This window comes from Sphingobium sp. EM0848 (assembly GCF_013375555.1).
Taxonomy (GTDB): Bacteria; Pseudomonadota; Alphaproteobacteria; order Sphingomonadales; family Sphingomonadaceae; genus Sphingobium.
Window position 1 is genome coordinate 888,776 of record NZ_JABXWB010000005.1, and the last position, 18,110, is coordinate 906,885.

16 protein-coding genes are annotated in these 18,110 nt (G+C 60.1%); 15 read left to right on the forward strand and 1 reads right to left on the reverse strand.

Annotation, left to right across the window (positions count from 1 at the left end):
* The first annotated feature begins 21 nt into the window (after positions 1-21).
* The 9 genes from HUK73_RS22195 to HUK73_RS22235 all read left to right on the forward strand — a co-directional run bounded on the left by HUK73_RS22195 (position 22) and on the right by HUK73_RS22235 (position 10,816).
* A complete protein-coding gene (locus tag HUK73_RS22195; RefSeq protein ID WP_176593977.1) occupies positions 22-1,248 on the forward strand; it encodes an acyl-CoA dehydrogenase family protein in 1,227 nt (408 codons plus the stop codon).
* 46 nt (positions 1,249-1,294) lie between these two features.
* Positions 1,295-2,407, forward strand: coding sequence for an acyl-CoA dehydrogenase family protein (locus HUK73_RS22200; RefSeq protein ID WP_176593978.1), 1,113 nt, complete (start codon positions 1,295-1,297; stop codon positions 2,405-2,407).
* Positions 2,408-2,452: 45 nt separating this feature from the next.
* Complete coding sequence (locus HUK73_RS22205) at positions 2,453-3,337, forward strand: CoA ester lyase (protein WP_369805595.1); 885 nt, start codon at positions 2,453-2,455, stop codon at positions 3,335-3,337.
* A gap of 164 nt (positions 3,338-3,501) precedes the next feature.
* Positions 3,502-4,140, forward strand: a complete 639-nt coding sequence (locus HUK73_RS22210; protein WP_176593980.1) for a hypothetical protein — start codon at positions 3,502-3,504, stop codon at positions 4,138-4,140.
* A gap of 172 nt (positions 4,141-4,312) precedes the next feature.
* Positions 4,313-6,646, forward strand: coding sequence for a TonB-dependent receptor (locus HUK73_RS22215; RefSeq protein ID WP_176593981.1), 2,334 nt, complete (start codon positions 4,313-4,315; stop codon positions 6,644-6,646).
* Positions 6,647-6,696: 50 nt separating this feature from the next.
* On the forward strand, positions 6,697-7,809 hold the full coding sequence (locus HUK73_RS22220; protein ID WP_176593982.1) for a phosphotransferase family protein: 1,113 nt from the start codon (positions 6,697-6,699) through the stop codon (positions 7,807-7,809).
* Positions 7,810-7,864: 55 nt separating this feature from the next.
* Entirely contained in the window at positions 7,865-8,908 is a 1,044-nt protein-coding gene (locus HUK73_RS22225; RefSeq protein ID WP_176593983.1) for a hypothetical protein, read from the forward strand.
* A gap of 65 nt (positions 8,909-8,973) precedes the next feature.
* A complete protein-coding gene (locus HUK73_RS22230; RefSeq protein ID WP_176593984.1) occupies positions 8,974-9,960 on the forward strand; it encodes an aldo/keto reductase in 987 nt (328 codons plus the stop codon).
* 28 nt (positions 9,961-9,988) lie between these two features.
* The gene (locus HUK73_RS22235; protein ID WP_176593985.1) at positions 9,989-10,816 is read left to right on the forward strand and encodes an SDR family oxidoreductase; all 828 of its coding nucleotides are present in this window, start codon (positions 9,989-9,991) and stop codon (positions 10,814-10,816) included.
* Between the two features lie 38 nt (positions 10,817-10,854).
* Here HUK73_RS22235 and HUK73_RS22240 read toward each other — a convergent pair whose 3' ends face one another.
* Positions 10,855-11,643: a thioesterase family protein gene (locus HUK73_RS22240; RefSeq protein WP_176593986.1), complete on the reverse strand. Its 789-nt coding sequence runs from the start codon at positions 11,641-11,643 to the stop codon at positions 10,855-10,857.
* 178 nt (positions 11,644-11,821) lie between these two features.
* Between HUK73_RS22240 and HUK73_RS22245 the strand changes: the two genes are divergently transcribed.
* The 6 genes from HUK73_RS22245 to HUK73_RS22270 all read left to right on the forward strand — a co-directional run bounded on the left by HUK73_RS22245 (position 11,822) and on the right by HUK73_RS22270 (position 18,099).
* Positions 11,822-12,631, forward strand: coding sequence for a hypothetical protein (locus HUK73_RS22245; RefSeq protein WP_176593987.1), 810 nt, complete (start codon positions 11,822-11,824; stop codon positions 12,629-12,631).
* A gap of 76 nt (positions 12,632-12,707) precedes the next feature.
* Positions 12,708-14,054 (forward strand): CaiB/BaiF CoA-transferase family protein, encoded by a 1,347-nt coding sequence (locus HUK73_RS22250; RefSeq protein ID WP_218036685.1) that lies wholly within the window; start codon positions 12,708-12,710, stop codon positions 14,052-14,054.
* 9 nt (positions 14,055-14,063) lie between these two features.
* Positions 14,064-14,975: a CoA ester lyase gene (locus HUK73_RS22255; RefSeq protein ID WP_176593988.1), complete on the forward strand. Its 912-nt coding sequence runs from the start codon at positions 14,064-14,066 to the stop codon at positions 14,973-14,975.
* A gap of 36 nt (positions 14,976-15,011) precedes the next feature.
* Positions 15,012-16,211 (forward strand): acyl-CoA dehydrogenase family protein, encoded by a 1,200-nt coding sequence (locus tag HUK73_RS22260; RefSeq protein ID WP_218036686.1) that lies wholly within the window; start codon positions 15,012-15,014, stop codon positions 16,209-16,211.
* A 202-nt stretch (positions 16,212-16,413) separates the two neighbouring features.
* A complete protein-coding gene (locus HUK73_RS22265) occupies positions 16,414-17,577 on the forward strand; it encodes an acyl-CoA dehydrogenase family protein (RefSeq protein WP_176593989.1) in 1,164 nt (387 codons plus the stop codon).
* A 51-nt stretch (positions 17,578-17,628) separates the two neighbouring features.
* On the forward strand, positions 17,629-18,099 hold the full coding sequence (locus HUK73_RS22270; protein WP_176593990.1) for a VOC family protein: 471 nt from the start codon (positions 17,629-17,631) through the stop codon (positions 18,097-18,099).
* Positions 18,100-18,110: the final 11 nt, after the last annotated feature.

An 18,110-nucleotide genomic window follows, 5' to 3' on the forward strand; every position in this document is an offset into this window, starting at 1 on the left:
TAGCATGAACGGGAGCTAGGGATGGACTTCAACGATACTCCGGAGGAGGCGGCATTTCGTGCTGAGGTTCGCGACTGGCTCAGCCGGCATGCGCAACCGAAATCGGCCGCAGGAGGACAGCCGCTCGATCCGGAAGCCAAGGTCGAACGGGCGCGGAAGTTTCTCGCTGCCAAGGCCAAGGCGGGCTACGCCGCCATCACCCTGTCGAAGGAATATGGCGGGCTGGGCGGCACCGAAATCCAGAATCTGATCTTTATGCAGGAGCAGGAAGACTTTGACGTCGACACGCTCCACGGTTCGGAATTCTTCTCCATCGGGCTGCATTTATGTCTCGGGACGCTCATGCATTGCGGCACCGATGAACAGCGTGAGCGTTTCATCGGCCCATTGCTGCGCGGTGACGAGATATGGTGCCAGCTATTTTCGGAACCCTATTGCGGTTCGGACCTGGCGGCCGTGCGTACAAGAGCGGTGCGCGATGGCGATGATTGGCTCCTCACCGGGCAGAAGGTCTGGACGACCGGCGGCCATTATGCCGATTTCGGCCTTGCTCTGACGCGGACCGATCCCACTGTGCCCAAGCATAAGGGCATGACCATGTTCATCGTGGACATGCGTCAGGCCGGTGTCGAGGTTCAGCCAATCAAGCAGATGTCGGGTGAGGCCGAGTTCAATCAGATTTTTCTCGACAATGTCCGCGTGCCCGACTCCTGCCGGATCGGTCCGGTCAACGAAGGCTGGAAGGTCGCGCTCGTCACCCTGGGTCAGGAAAGGTCGACCGCCGGATCACTCGCCTTTGTCGAGTGGCAGCATCTCTGGCAACTTGCGACCCAGTCCGTTGTCAATGGCCGGCCCGCAATTGAAGACGAGCGGGTTCGGGAGAAAATCGCCCAATGCTGGCTCAACGGTTTCGGCGTGAAGCTCATGAACTACCGTACCCAGACGACGGTGGCGCAGGGCGGCGTGCCGGGACCGGAAGAGTCGATGGGCAAGTTGATCGTGACCAATCAGGGGCAGCGTTCGGCGATGGACGCGCTCGATATGCTTGGCGCTCTTGGCATCATGTCGGCGGATAATCTGGGCGATGAATGGGCGGTGATCGAGCGGGCCTGGTATTGGAGCCCGGCCTTCCGCCTGGCTGGCGGCGCCGACGAGATCCTGCGGAATATCCTGGCTGAACGGGTTTTGGGTCTTCCCGCTGATATTCGCGTCGATCGGACCGTTCCCTTCAACGAACTTTGCGCCTGACGCAGTCAGCCCGACGGACAGGCCGTCAGTTTCCCCGGAGCGCTTTATGAATTTCGATTTTTCCGACGAACAGGAGCAGTTCCGCACCCAGGTTCGGCGCTTTCTGGAAAAGGCTGACGGCCTGGGGGAAGCCCGCAAGCTGCTGGAAGGCGGCATGGAAGGCTATTCTGCCGCGACATGGTCAGGGCTGGCGGAAATGGGCGTCCCTGCGATCGCTATTCCAGAAGAATATGGCGGGCTGGGCCTTGGCGCGCTGGAATTATGCGTCGTTGCCGAGGAGATCGGACGATCGCTCGCCCCCGTGCCCTTTTTGTCTTCGGTCGGGATTTGTTCCGAAGCCATCTGTATGTACGGGACCGACGAGACGAAGGCGCGGTGGCTGCCGGGTTTGGCTGAAGGCTCGACCATTGGGACATGGGCGCAGGCATGGGATGATCGGTCCGGCAGTGGCGACCGGCCATGCGTCGTGGAGAATGGGCGGCTGACAGGCGTTAAGCTGCCTGTTCTGGACGGCATGCTTGCCCATGTCGCCGTGGTGTCGGCCATGGATAAGACGGGCAGGCCATTGCTCGCCCTGTGTGATCTCGATCAGGCAGGGGTGAAACGGAAGGCTCTGACCTCGCTCGATCCCACGCGTCCTGCCGCCCGGATCAGCTTTGACGACGTGCCGGTGGAGCTGCTCTCGCGCGACCCGGAAGCCTGGGACAGGCTCCGGGACCGGGCCGCGGTGCTGCTGGCCTTCGAGCAGCTGGGAGCCGCGGAGACGGCCTTGGCCATGGCCCGGGAATATTCGTTGGATCGTGTGGCCTTCGGCCGGAAGATTGGTTCTTTCCAGGCGATAAAGCACAAATTGACCGACATGTATGTGGGGATAGAACTGGCGCGGTCGCATTGTTTCTACGGTGCATGGGCCAGCTCTACAGGCTCCCCGGAAATATCGCTGGCAGCGGCGGGTGCCCGGTGCAGCGCGACCGACGCGCTGGATGTCGCGGCCAAGGAGAATATCCAGATTCATGGCGGCATCGGCGTGACGTGGGAGTCGAACTGTCAGCTATTTTATCGCCGCGCCCGGCTGGATGCACTCATTCTGGGCTCGCGGCTGGAGTGGCAGAACCGCCTCGTCAACGCGCTTGGGAGCAAAATGTCTGTCACCGGTTGAATGGGAACGGCGGGCATCGGGAAAGTTGGACTTGAGGGAAAGATCGTGATCGACATCAAGCCGCGTCGCAGCGTGCTCTATCTGCCGGCCGCCAATGTGCGTGCTATTGAAAAGGCGCGGACATTGGCGTGCGACGCCGTCATCCTTGATCTTGAGGACGCCGTGGCGCCGGAAATGAAGGCTGAGGCGCGCAGGCAGGCCGTGACCGCCGTACGTGACGGAGGGTTCGGGCGCCGCGAGCTGGTGATCAGGATCAACGGCCAGGATACGCCATGGTATGAGGAAGATCTGGCGGCTGTGCGGTCCGCAAGGCCGGATGCGGTTTTGCTGCCTAAGGTCAATGGGCCCGGCGATATTGCGGCCTGCGCCCGCGGGCTGGATGGCGATACGCCTGTCTGGGCCATGATTGAGACGGCGCGATGCCTGTTTCAGCTCGAGGCGATTGCGGCGACGGCGCAGACCGACCGGCTCACCTGCTTCATCATGGGCACGAATGATCTGGTCAAGGAACTGCGCGCCACCTTCTTGTCGGGCCGCGCCAACATACTGTCCTTCCTCATGACCGCCGTTGCCGCTGCCCGCGCACATGGTATCGCTGTGGTCGATGGCGTCTACAATGCGTTCGAGGATGATGAGGGCTTTCTGGCGGAATGCCATCAGGGGGCGTCGATGGGCTTCGATGGCAAGACCCTGATCCATCCGCGACAGATCGACCCCTGCAATCAGGCCTTCTCGCCTACCGAGCAGGAACTGGCGTGGGCGCGGAAGATCGTGGCCGCATTCGCTGACCCGGGAAATGCGAATAGCGGCGCCATCCGCATTGATGGCAAGATGGTCGAACTTCTGCACCTTGCCCAAGCCCGATATACGATCGCCCTGGCTGAAGCGACGAAAAGTGCCGATCCGGTGGCTCCGGCCGTGCCCGGATAGCTGCCCGGTGCCGAATGTGACATGCCCGCAAAAGTGACAGGTCCTCCATGGCATGCGTTTCGCAATATTGGCGAAAGGTAAAACAATATACAGGGGAAGAAATCATGGGGCCATTCCATCAGCGGCTATGCATTTGGGCAGGGCCGCTATCGCTCATTTGTGCGATGACGGGTCTCGGCTTCGCCGGTTTTTCCTTGCCCATGTCTTCGGAACTGAGTGCGGTGGAGGTGGCCGCCTTCTATCGCGAACATCTGACCGGGATACGGATCGCGGGCACCTTCTTCCTGTTCTGCGCAGCTTTCATGATGCTCTTCGCGGCGGCCATTTCCGCCCAGTTGCAGCGTATCGAAGGGCGCGTCACGCCCTGGGTCTTCGTGCAGATCATGGGCGGTGTCATGGGCAACCTCCCTTTCGCGCTGACTGGCATCATCTGGTCCGCCGCCGCCTTTCGCCCGGATCGGCCGCCTGAAATCCTTCAGGCGATGAACGATATTGCCGTACTCGCGCTCGAACTGCCCGCGCCAACCGCCATCATCCAGTTTCTGGGAATCATCTTCGTGGTTCTTGGGGACAGGAGTCCGAACCCGATATTCCCGAAATGGGTCGCCTATCTCAATATTATTGTCGCGATCCTGTTCTTGCCCGGATTTGCCGGCGGGATATTCGTGACATCGAAAGCCATGGATTGGAATGGCTTCCTCAGCTATTCCATGCCTGGCATGGCATCCAGCACTTGGGTGCTGCTCATGTCCGTGGCATTGATGCGGGCTGTCCACCGTACCGCAGAGCACAACGACAGATAGCTTCCTTTGGATCTCTGCGAAACTTCGCCTCCCTCACAATAGTGATGGGGGCGAGTGACCGTCGGAAGGATAGCATGTCCTCACGAACAGCGCGGCCAGCAGGGCCGCCCGCGATCATCATCAGACCGATAATCCCGATATCGGGATCGAATCCCAAGGAGGGGTTATGCACATGAAAAAGCGCACTTGCCAGTTTGCTTCGGTCGCAACGGTCGCGCTGGTGGCAATGAGCGTTTCGTCCACTGCCGCACAAGCTGCGGATGACAGCGCGAAGGGGGCGTCGCCGCAGGAAATGGCCGAGATTATCGTGACGGCCAATAAGCGCGCGGAAAATCTGAGCAAGGTGGGCCTGACGATCACGGCGCTCGGCGGAGCGCAGCTTCAGCAGCGGAACATCACGTCGCTCCAGGATCTGGCCACGGCCGTGCCGGGCCTTGTCTTCACGCAGACCGACAGCAACACGCCGGTCTATACGCTACGCGGTATCGGCTTTTACGACACAACGCTTGGCGCTTATCCCAGCGTCAGCGTGTATCTCGATGAAACGCCGCTGTCCTTTCCGGTGTTGACCAGCCAGGCCCTGTTCGATGTCGAACGCGTCGAGGTACTGAAGGGGCCGCAGGGCACGCTGTTCGGGAATAATGCGACGGGCGGTGCGATCAACTATATCGCGGCCAAGCCGACGCAGGATTTTTCGGCGGGCGTCAGTCTGGATTATGCCCGTTTCAACACTTTCACCGCCGATGCCTATGTCAGCGGTCCGGTCACGGACACTTTGCTCGCGCGCGTTGCTGTCAGGGCGACGAGTGGCGACGGCTGGCAGAGGAGTATCAGCCGCCCGGATGACCGCAACGGTGCGCCGGAGGCTTTTGCCGCGCGCTTCCTGCTCGATTGGCGCCCGACAGACCGGCTGCGCATCCAGACCAACCTCAATGGCTGGCGGGATCGCAGCGAACCGCCCGCTGCGCAATTCCAGAAATTCATTCCGAACTTCCCGGTTCCTGCTGGCAGCGGCTTCGTGCCCCCCGTGCCGAACGCCGTCGACAATGCCCGTCTCGCGGAATGGACGCCCAGCCATAGGCCAAGTGCCGACAACCGGCTGCTCCAGGCCGCAGTGCGCGCCGATTATGAGGTGACGGACGCCATCACGCTGACCTCCCTCACATCCTATGTCGATTACAGGCAGCGGCAGGTGCCGGAAGGCGACGGTCTGGTCGGGGAACGGATCGATCTGATCCAGAATGACGGTTATATCCACAGCTTCTCGACCGAGTTGCGTCTTGCCGACAATAGTAATCCGGTGTTCCGCTGGACATTGGGCGCGAACTACAGCCATGATGTTTCGGATGAAATTGATGCTACGGCCCAGCATGACGCCACGTCGAACTATACCAATATTTTTGCGGGCCTTCCATTCCCCGGAAACACTTTTACCAACCATCAGGTGATGAAGAATTATGCCGTGTTCGGCGCGGTTGAATATACATTCGGTCAATTTACGGTGAAGGGCAGCGCGCGTTATACCCAGGCGGACCGTTCGACGAAAAACTGCAACCTTGGCTTTACCACGGGGCCTGAGCCGAACAATATCCTTGCCTATTTTAACATCCTGACGAACGCCGTTACGGGGATAACCTATCCCGCCGGCACATGCACCATTTTCGCCTCCAACTTCACGCTTCACGAATTTCAGGGAGAGTTGAACCAACACAACCTGTCCTGGCGCACGGGTGTCGACTGGAAGCCCAGTAACAATGTCCTCGTCTATATCAACGTGGCCAAGGGTTATAAGGCCGGCAGCTTCCCCGCGCTTTCCGGGTCTGCCGATCTCGCCTTCTCGCCCGTTACGCAGGAATCGGTTCTCGATGTCGAGGGTGGCGTGAAGTTGCAGCTGCTGGACCGGAAGCTTTCCGTCAATCTTGCGGGCTTCTACAATGACTATCGTGACAAGCAGGTGAAGTCGAAACTGCTCGATCCGCTCTTCGGTAAGCTCGATGCGCTGGTCAATATTCCCAAGTCCGAGATCAAGGGCTTCGAAGCCGAAGTGAATGCGCGTCCGATCCCGGGCCTGACGATTGGCGGCGCTGTGACTTATCTCGACACGAAGCTGGTCGAGGCGGCCGGTCTCTACAGCCTTACCGGCGCGCTCGGCGATTTTTCTGGTAACCCGATCCCGCGCGCATCCAAATGGGACGTCAGCGGCAATTTCAACTACTCCTTCTCTGTCGGTGCAACGACCAAGGCGTTTTTCGGCGGCCAGATCATCCATCGGTCGCATGCGACTTCCTCGATCGGGAATGAACCCGACTTCAAACTGCCGGCCTATACCACTATTGATGTGCAGGGCGGGTTGGAGTTCCATGACGGGAAGGTGCGTATCATGGTCTGGGGCAAGAACATCATGAATGAATTCTACCTCACCAATATCTATCAATATACCGACGGCATCCAGCGCTTTACGGCGAAGCCGGCGACCTATGGCGTGACCCTGGGTTATAAATTCTGACGAACATATCGGTCCAACCCTGCCAGTCGATACCTTGAAGAGATACATAGATGTCACAGACCATGACACCCACATCGTGCGATACTATGGAGCAAGCCTTGGCCGGATGGCTGGCTGCGCGTCTCGATGCCACTTCAGATGTCGAAGTCACTTTGTTGAACACGCCTGATGCCAATGGCTTTTCCAATGTCACCATGTTGTTCGATGCGCGCTGGAGCGATCGCGAAGGACGGCATGATCGTCGTTTCGTGGTGCGCGTCCAGCCGACAGGTGAGGGGTTGTTCCCGACTTATGATGTAAGCCGTCAGTTCGAAGTCATGCGCGTCCTTGAAGTGTCGGCCGTGCCAGTGCCGCGGGTTCGCTGGCTCGATACCGACAGCCATATTTTCGGCGCGCCCTTTTTTGTGATGGATTATGTCGACGGGCATATCCCGTCGGACGATCCGAGCTTTGCGGCCGGTGGCTGGATATTGGGCTTGACCCCACAGCAACGTCAAAACCTATGCGACAATGCCCTTGCCGCACTTGTCGGCGTTCACGAGGTGGACTGGCGGACGTTGGGCCTCGACTGGCTGTTGAAAGCGGGCGAGGGGTCGAGCACCGAACGCGAACTGGCCTATTATGAAGAATTCTATCGCTGGGCTGCGGAGGGGTTGCGTGTCCCGGCTATAGAGGCGGGCTTGGCCTGGGCGCGTGACAATATGCCGCTCGATGGAGAATTGGTGTTGAGCTGGGGCGACAGCCGGATCGGCAACATGATCTTCAATGAGGATCTGGGCGTTCGCGCGGTGATCGACTGGGAGGGGGCGAGCCTCGCAAGTCGGGAAAAGGATCTCGGCCACTGGCTTTTGCTGACCCACGTCTATACTGTCCAGTTCGGCCTCGATCTGCCTGAGGGCTTTCCCGATCGTGAGGCTTTACTGAGCCGCTACGAGGAATTGAGCGGCCGCCCGCTCGGCAATGTTCATTTCTTTGAGGTGATGTCGGGCATCCACGCCTCGATCCAGGCGATGCGTGCGCTGAGCTTGATGGGCAAGGCAAGCGACGACGGTCGGAACGAAGCGGCCATTCTCAACAATCCGTTTACCCGGGGTCTTGCGAGGCTCATCGGTTTCGAGATGTCGGCGGCAGGTGGGCTGGATGTCCTGACCGGAAAACGCTGACGCAATCATTGTGGGGCGATCATTCGCCAAGCCAAGCATCACTTTAGGAGGAAGTATGTCGTTGTCCAGTCATCAGGTCGCGGTTCACGATGACGAATTCCACAAGATGCCGGATAACTCGCCCTTCTGGAGCGAGAGTGCACAGTTTACCTGCTATGATCCGGCATCGGGCATTGCGGCTTATTCCCATTGGGGCCTTTTGGGGCGTGAGATCTGGGAAGCCATTGTCGCCGTCTATCTGCCGAACGGTGAGATCATCGTCAGCCGGACGTTCGCGCCGCGCGTCGAAGGCCAGCCGATGCGGACCGGCGAGGCAGAGATTCTTCCCATCGTTCCGCGCGAAAGCTGGCGCCTGCGTTATGACGGTGTCGGACGCCGGCTGCTGATGGGGGAATTGGGCCAAATGCCGTTGACCGACGGCCCGACCGAACGTCTGAAGCTCGATCTCGTGGCAACGGGCACGACGCCCACATTCGGCAAGGGCATGCGCCTCAAGCCGGAGGAGATGGAGGCGCAGGACAATAATCTGGCGGTCAGCGGCTCGGGTCTCCACATCGAACAGAGCACCCGCGTGGCGGGAACGGTTGAGTTTCACGGGGAGGTCATTCAGTTCGATGCGGTCGGTCATCGGGATCATTCCTGCGGTCCCCGCCACAATAGCCATATGTGGCGCGAATCCTGGGTCAACGGCACCTTCCCTGACGGTAGCATCTTCCACTGTGTCCAGGTGTTCGTGACGGGCCGGCCGCTTTATTTCATGGGCTATGTCTGGCGTGGCGAGGAATTTCTCCCGATCACCGATTATTCCGGCCCGCTGCTGACCGGAACATGCGGAGAGCCGCATGACTTCACCGTGGAATTCACCTGCGAGGGGCAGCGTCATCGGATCGACGGCGAACTGCTGGGGGCGCTTCCCCTGACGCTGATGCCGCAGGGCATGTATCCAGGTACCAAGGAAGGCGAGATCGATCTGGCGTGCGAGGGTCCGGCGCGCTGGACCTGGAACGGTCAGGTCGGTCACGGATGGATCGAACGTGTCTTTACCCGTGGTGGCTGGCCGCAGATCCGCGCGGCCGACGCGGCGCGGCAAGCGCGCTGAAGCGAGGGCAGGGCCCCACGGGTAGCTTAACGGTCGTTGGATGCGTTTGGGTAGGAGAGTAGGAAATGGTTCCTTTGCGTAAGCTTGGAAGCCAGGGGTTGCAGGTTTCCGCCATCGGGCTGGGGTGCATGGGAATGAGCGATTCCTATGGACATGCCGACGAAGCGGAGTCGATCGCGACCCTGCATCATGCGCTCGACCATGGGGTGACCCTGTTCGACACGGCGGAGATCTACGGTCCCCATAGCAACGAGGAATTGCTCGGCCGCGCCCTCAAGGGGCGGCGGGATGAGGCGATCATCGCAACCAAATTCGGCTATCAGATTGTCGATGGGAAATATGCCGGCATGAATAGCAGGCCGGACCATATCCGTAAGGTCGTCGACGAAAGCCTGCGCCGGTTGCAGACCGATCACATCGATCTGCTGTATCAGCACCGGATCGATCCTGCCGTTGCGATCGAGGATGTGGCTGGAACCGTCGGCGATCTGGTTCGTGAGGGAAAGGTTCGGTTTTTCGGCCTGTCTGAAGCTGGAATCGCCAATATCCGCCGGGCCCATGAGACATTCCCGGTATCGGCGCTGCAAAGCGAATATTCGCTTTGGGAGCGGAATCTTGAGCCTGAAATCATGCCCCTGTTGCGCGAACTCAATATAGGTCTGGTGCCGTTCAGCCCACTGGGCCGGGGGTTCCTGACAGGCGAAGCGAAGCGGGCCGAGGAATATCCGGAAGGCGATTATCGGCGCAGCGATCCCCGGTTCCAGGGAGAAAATTTCGACGCCAACCTTCGCGCGGCGCAGATCGTCCAGCAGATTGCTGTCGAACGCGGCGCGAGGATCGCGCAGGTCGCCATCGCATGGTTGCTGCACAAGGGCGATGACATCGTGCCCATTCCCGGCACGAAGCGGAAAACCTATCTTCAGGACAATATCGACGCTGCCCTGCTTCACCTCGACCCGGATGACATCGCCAGGCTGGATGAGGCGCTCGATCCGACACATGTCTCGGGGCCGCGTTATGGCGAAGCCTATATGGACATGGTGGACCGCTGACTTTCATCTTCATTGACGTGAGGGACCTGTGCCTAAAACGATCCTGATTACCGGCTGCTCAACCGGAATGGGCAATGCGAGCGCCCGGCTATTTGCCAAAAATGGCTGGAATGTCGTCGCGACGGCAAGAACGCCGGCGTCGATCGAGACTCTTGCCGGAGCGAATGTCGCGACGTGCCGGCTCGATGTGACCGATCCGGACAGCATCGCTGCGGCTATCGATGCCGGTATTGCACGGTTCGGCGATATCGATGCGGTGCTCAACAATGCAGGCTTCGGCCTTTATGGGGTGTTCGAAAGCCTCAGCGATGCCGATATCCGGAAGATGTTCGAAACCAATCTGTTCGGCGTGATGAATGTCGTCAGGGCCATATTACCGCATTTTCGTGCCAAAAATTCGGGATCGATCATCAATATTTCCTCGGGCGGCGGGATGTTCGCCCTGCCGGCCATGTCGATCTATTGCTCCAGCAAGTTCGCGCTCGAAGGCTATTCCGAGGGCATCTATCATGAACTGGGTGCATTGGGCATTTCCGTGAAACTGATCGAGCCGGGTGGCGTGCTGACGACACCGTTTGACAGTAGCGCCGTGGCCCGAATGGAAGCGGCGCTGGCTCCCGAGGCATATGGTCCGTTCCTGGAAGGAACGACCAGGAACATAGCCGTGATGCGGGACAATGCGAAAGCGACCGCCGATGATGTCGCTCAGGCAATATATGCGGCGGCAACGGACGGAACGGATCGCCTGCGCTATGTCGTGACCGACGATATCAAGGAACTGGTCCGATTGCGTCACGAAGTGTCTGAAGAAGCCTATATGGCTTTCGTGAAGGACCATATCGTGCCCAAAATATAAACGGGCAACCCAGAGTTTCGCTTTGGGTTGCCCTTGTTTCAGGCGTAGAGGGTCACATGCTGGCGTCCCGCGACCATCGGGTTCCCGGCCCCGTCCCACAGGGTCATGGTCTGGATGGAATAGCCGCCGCGACTATAGTCGCTGGTCGATCGAAAGAGGTGCCAGTCGGTTGCCGGTTGCTGGCTCATAAACTCGACGGACCAATTCATGCTGCTGCCGGGGCAGGGGTCGCGCATCGGCACTGTTGCTGCCGGTGGCAGGCTGTCGGCCAACAGGATCAGGCGCGCGGCGCTGGAGGCCGGTTCGTCCTGAATGCGGCGAACCCATGCCAGGATTTCCGGCACTGCGGCATCGCTGAACGGTGCAGCACCCCCAGCCAACCGCATGTCGAGATTGGCCGAATATCGCGACATCCTCACCAACTGCTTGAGATCGCTACAGGCTTGAGGCAACGGTACATCGGGAGGAGACAGCCGGTCGTGCGCGAAGGCGCTCTCTCGTTCTGCGGCGAAGAACAGGAACCCGCCCAGGGCCGGTGCGCCGTCGGCGGCGATTTCCACGATTGCGATTATCGAGTTCTTGCCGCGACGGACTTCCCGTACCGTGATATCAAGCTCTCCCATCGTCGGGCCGATGAAGGCGAATTGTGCCGATTTGAGCGGCGGCGCACCGTCAAGCGTGCGGCAGGCGGCCTCCACGGCGAGGGCTGCGCTGGCGCCCCCAAAGAGTGTGCGCCCCTGACGCCAGCCATCGGGCGCCATCATCGTGAAACGGCCGTTCTCGCCGCAAAGGGACTCGAACAGGGGCGGTAGATCGAGCTGATTCATCAGCGTCTCCGGATTCTTACAGGAAGCATTGCGCGGGTAGCCCGCAGTGGTTCGTATATTTGATCACCCAAATAAAAAAATGCCCCCCGATATTGTGAGGGGCATCGAACCTGCTTAGGTCGTTAGGCAAGCAATGCGCTTTTGAAGGCGTGGACGATTTTTGGGAAGGATGCGGCCAGTGAAAGCGATGCGCGTTGACGCAACGGCAAAAGGGACAGGTTCGATAAGCCCGCTGGCCTTTCCCTCGGTCCATCGCACAGGTGTCAGTGACCCGGAAATCTACCGCAAGCGCGCCCGGGGAGAGGCACCGCCGCCGACCCATCAACTGACGCCCTGCGGGCCGCTCCACGCCATCCGCTTGGATCCGGGACCCGTTGAGAATTTCGCCAGCCAGCCCGGAGCCTTGCTGACCGTTATCGCATCGGGGCAGCTGCATATGGCCAGTATATCGGGCGATAGTGCCATGCTTGAGTCCGGCGACCTGTTGCTGGTCGATGAAGCAGCCGTGGCTGGAACCACATTTACAGCAAAAGAGGGGTGCCGGCTGATCCAGATCGGCGTCAATGCAGACTGGCCGCAGGATCAGGGCCAGGATCATGGTCCCGGCACGATCGTACCGCGCCCGGGCGCGGTCAATTTCAAACGCATGTATACCGATGAGGAACAGCGTTCCCGGTTTAACGAATTTGCTGAATTGTTCGCCGCGCTACCGGGGGAGTGGACGGCAGGCAAGTCGATGGAAGGGTTTCGGTTCCTGTCATGGGAGGATGGCCTGCTGGATTGGCATCCCGGCGTCATCAACCAGCTTGCCATCTTCCTTTCGGGCACGACCGAGGTTGTGGTCGGCGGCGGCGGTGGAGACACCCAATATTTCTATGCTGGCGATGTCTGCCTTGGTGAGGATCGCACGGGCGAGGGGCATGTCGATCGTGTGCACGGTCTGGCCCATATCATCCTTCTGGTCGTCGCCAATGAGCATCTCTGGTAAGCTTCGGCTTTGATGATCCGGCTGATTGCCGCATGTCGGCCCTCGCAATTTGGAGGGGTCAGGACAGCAGGCCGGAATGTATGGTCGCTATACCGGCAGGGGCGCAGCACGCATCACCTGCGGGGATCGGAATGGACGTCGGAAATGGCGGTGGATCGACCATGTCGCACCGCCCAAATGGGAGCCAGTGGGAAAGATGAGCTTCGGTGCGCTCAAGGACATCAGGATTATCGACCTGACTCAGATGCTCGCCGGTCCCTATGCCACGATGATGCTGGCTGACCATGGGGCGGAGGTCATCAAGATCGAGTCGCCTGACGGCGACATGACCCGGCCGGTGGGGCCTTTCCGCGAGGGGGCAGGCGAAAAGGCGCTGGGCGGCTATTTTCAGAGCGTCAATCGCAACAAGCGAGGGATCTGCCTCGATCTTAAAAGCCCCGAAGGCAAGGCTGCGTTTCTGCGTCTTGTCGCGGACGCGGATGCGGTGGTCGAAAATTACCGCGTCGGGGTAATGGAGCGTCTGGGCCTTGGTTATGAGGTTCTCCGCGAGGTCAATCCAAAAATCGTCTATGCGGCGCTACGCGGCTTTGGTGACGACAGGACAGGGGCGTCACCCTATGGGCAATGGCCGGCCTATGACGTCGTGGCGCAGGCAATGGGCGGTATCATGGCCATTACCGGACCCGATCCCGTTTCCCCGACGAAGATCGGTCCTGGCGTGGGCGATATCATTCCCGGCACGATGTTCGCTTTTGGCATATTGGCGGCCATACACAATGCCCGGCAGACGGGTGAGGGGCAGTTCGTCGACATTGCGATGGTCGACGCGGTGCTGGCGGTGTGCGAGCGTACAGTCTACCAGCATTCGGTACTGGACATCGTGCCGCGGCCCGAGGGCAATCATCATCCGTTCCTTGTGCCGTTTGGCATCTATCCGGCCGCCGACGGTCACGTCACACTGGCGTCGCATCAACAGCCCTTTTTCGAAACGATGTGCCACAAGCTTGAGGCGCAGTCCCTGTTGGACAATCCCGATTATGCCACGCCAGAGCTTCGCGTGGAGCATCGCTGGGCGCTCGTCGATGATCTCAGTGTGTTCACGAAGCGCTTCACCAAGGCGGAACTGACCGAACGGCTTGGCGGCCTGCTGCCTTATGGGCCGGTCATGGATATCGCCGACATCGCGAACGACCCGCATTATGGCGTGCGTGAGATGATCGTGCCGGTTGAGCAACCGAATGGAGACCCACCCGTTCGCGTGGCGGGCGTGCCCATAAAAATGACGCGCACGCCGGGGGGCGTGCGACGGCGGGCGCCGCTGCTGGGTGAGAATACGGTCGAGGAATTGCGCCGGGTCGGGCTCACCGAGGAGGAGATCGGCGAGCTTATCGAGAAACGAGCGGCGATCGCCGCGGACAAATAGGAGAAGAAGGTGACGAACAGGATTAAGCGCGCTCGACGCGTCCAGCTGTCCATTCCCGGCAGCAGCGAGAAAATGTTGCAGAAGGGAGCCGCGTCCGCCGCCGATCATATTTTTTGCGACCTGGAAGATGCCGTCGCGCCGGCCGCCAAGGTGGAAGCGCGCAGCAAGGTCGCCTGGGCGCTGAACAACCTCGATTGGGGCCGCAAGACACGGTGCGTTCGGATCAACGACGTGACCACCGAGTTCTGCCACGGCGACATCATCGAAGTGGTGGAGAGGGCCGGCACCAATATCGACACGATCATGCTGACCAAGCCCTATAGCGCCGCCGACGTGATCTTCCTGGACCGGATGCTAGGTCAGCTCGAGAAGAAGCTGAAGCTCGACAAGCGGATCGGCATCGAAGTGCTGATCGAGGAGGTGCAGGCGCTTCAGAATGTCGAGGAGATTTCTCGCTGTTCCGATCGTTTGGAATGCCTGATCTTCGGCATGGGCGACTATTCGGGTTCGCAGGGTATCGCGATTGAGAGCATCGGTGCCACCGGGGGCTATCCGGGCGATCTTTTCCACTATGCCCGCTTCCGTATCGCCATGGCCGCGCGTGCGGCTGGGCTTGATGCTGTTGATGGGCCGTTTGGCGACTTCAAGGACGAAGAGGGCTATCGTCGCGAGGCCGGCTACGCCAAGACGCTGGGCATGGTCGGCAAATGGGCGATCCACCCCAATCAGATCGCGCCGGGTCTCGACGTCTTCTCGCCCAAGGCCGATGAGGTCGAGCGCGCGCGCAAGATGGAGAGGGCCTATCGCGAGGCAGAAGCGCAGGGTTTCGGCGCCGCTCAGGTTGACGGCGTCATGATCGACGTCGCGGTGCTGCGCTTTGTTCGCAACACGCTCGATCTGGCTGACCTTTACGGCATGTGAAACCGATCGATCCGATCGTTAGCGGGAAGCAGTTTGATGGATGACATGGGTTTGGCAGCGACCGTCGGTTATCTGACGCCGGAACGGATCATGATACGGGACATGGCCCGCCAGTTCGTTGATGAGGAGGTGACTCCGCTGGCGAACAGGCTCGATCCCGAGCATGGCGATATTCCGCGTGAGCTTATCAAGCGCATGGGGGAGCTGGGCTTTTTCGGAATTCTGGTTCCGGAAGAGTTGGGCGGCCTGGGCCTGGGCGCCTTCGAATATTGCCTGGTCGCCGAGGAACTGGCGCGCGGATGGATGAGCGTGGCGAGCGTGCTGGCGCGTGCCAACGGCTTCTACAAGTCGGTGCCGGGAACCGAGGTGGAACGTCGTGAGAAGATCGCGGCGATGATCCGGGGAGACTATCTGGGGTCCGGCGCGCTATCCGAGCCGCAGACCGGATCGGACCTTTCGAATGTCGCCACCAAGGCGCGGCGTGAGGGCGACGAATGGGTCATTACCGGCAACAAATATTGGTGCACCTTCGCTGACGGGGCCGACTGCATCATCGTTCTCTGCAAGGTCGACGATCCCGACGCGGCGCCGGGCGCCAAGGCGCGTACCGTGATGGTGGCGGTTGAAAAGCCGAAGGGGGAGCTTCCCAATAATTGTTCGGGCGCACCCATTCCCAAGATCGGCTATTTCGGCTGGAAGACGTGGGAGTTGCGTTTCGAAGGTACCCGTGCGCCGGTCCAGGCGGACGAGAATCTGAACGATGGTCGCGGTTTCCAGGCGGCTGCGGCGATGCTGGGTATTGCGCGCGCGCATACGGCGGCACGGTCGATCGGACAGGCGCAGGCCGCGCTCGATCACGCCATTGCCTATGCCAAGGATCGCGTCCAGTTCGGCCGTCCGATCTCCGATTTTCAGGCTATCCGCTTCAAGATCGCGACCATGGCGACGGAGATCGAGGCGGCGCGTCAGCTAATGTATCATACCTGTGCCCAGATCGATGCAGGCAAGGGCTCCTCGCTGGAGACCTCAATGGCCAAATATTATGCGTCGGAAATGTCGGAGCGCGTGACCAGCGAGGCTTTGCAGATATTGGGCGGCGCGGGCTATACCACGCTGCATCCTGTCGAACGCTATTGGCGCGACGCGCGGCTTACCAAGATCATTGAGGGGACGTCGGAAATCCAGCAGCGGATCATCTCCGACATTCTGCTTGGAAAGCCGACGCGGCCGGATTGACGGACTTGGCCCGATCCCTTGCGGGAAAGGGGAATATCGCCCTCGATTGTGATGGGGCGGCGCAGGATCGGATCCACTAGGATCGGTACGAGGCGGGAAGGACGACGATGCTCCCCTCGCCCCGACATCTTGTGTCCGAACAGGGCGAAACGAAACGGCGCCGGGAAATTATTTGCCGGCATAGCGAATTGCAGGAGTGGTGATGAATTTTGACCTTTCCCCAGAGCAGCTTGCGTTACAGGAAAAGGCCCGGGAAGTGGGTCTGCAATGGCGCGGCCAATATGAAAAATGGGACGCCGAGGATGAGTCCCCCTATAAGGACATCGTCGTCACGCTGCGCGACGCGGGGCTTCTGGGCCTGACCATTCCCAAGCAATATGGCGGCAAGGGCGGCACGGCGCTGGACTATGCCATAGTGGTTGAGCAGCTCGTGCGCAATTCGCGCAGCTGGATTCTGGGTGAAGGGCCGTTCTCGACGACCGGACCGGGGCCTTCCATGATCCTGTTGTCGAATGAAGAGCGTACGCGCCAGAAATACCTGCCGCCCATCGTAAACGGGGATATTGGTTGTGCGATCGCGCTGACGGAACCCGATCATGGATCGGACCTGACCGATCTGGAAACCACCGCTGTTGTCGATGGCGATCATTTTATCGTCAATGGCCACAAGCGCTTCATCACCGGATCGCCGCATAATGAACTCTATGCCGTGTTTGCCAGATTCGACGACATTCCGGGCGCGCGGGGCGTGGGTTGCATATTGGTCGAGGCCGGTACGCCGGGTTGCGAACTGCTGCGGGGCGTCGAATGGCTGGGCTGTCGCGGCATGCCGCATGGCGAGGTGATTTTGACCGACTGCCGCGTGCCCAAGGAAAATGTGGTGCGCGGCGCGGGGCACTTCCGCGAATTGATGACGGGCTTTAACATGGAGCGGCTGCACAATTCGATCTTCAGCCTGTCGCTGGCTGGCATCGCCTATGACGAGGCTGTCGCCTATGTCGAAAAGCGTCAATGTTTCGGCAAGGACGTCATTCAGTATCAATCGGTCTATCACGACATCGTCGACATGTATCTGGCGATTGAGGCGCAGCGGCTGCTGACATGGCGCGCGGCGAGCACGGCGGATCAGGGGGTGTTCCCCAAGGTTCTCGATGCAAGCCTGTCGAAGCTGTTCGGCTCGCAAATGGCGCCTCAGGTCACGCTGACTGGCGTGAAGCTGCATGGCGGCGACGGCGTGACGATGGACTTCCCGGTGCAGACAGCGATGCGCGATGCCGTTTCGGCCATGGTTGCTGGCGGTGCTCCTGCGGTACTCAAGAACGCGATCGCCGCTCAACTCTTCCCACATCGGCGTTTTCCGCAGTAACATGCGCCCGGGCGCTCATGCCCGGGTAATGAACAAGCGGAAGAGGATCCGATGACGGGCTGGACGATCGGACACATCGGCATATGCGTGACGGACCTTGAACGGTCCGTCCGTTTTTGGTGTGAAGGTCTGGGTTTCGAAATGCTGCGGGAATTCGCCTTCAAGGGCGATAGCTGGCGCCGTATCCTGGAAATCGACGGTTCGCTCGATCTGCAAACCCGGATCATCCGCCGTGATCATATGACATTGGAACTGCTCCACTTCATATCTCCCGGCCATGAGGGGCCGCCGGAGCGGGTGCCGATGAACCGGCTGGGTTTCACGCATCTTGCGATATGGGTGAAGGATATCGACGCCGTGGCCGCGCGCGTGGTCGAATATGGCGGTGCTGTGGTGGAGGATACGCGTGTCCTTTTCGATCATCCGTTGCTGCGCGGGCGATGGCTGATATGCACCGATCCTGACGGTCTCCGGCTGGAACTGGTCGAATATCCCGATGGTGAGGACGTGCTCGAACGTTGAAGCGGGTCGGG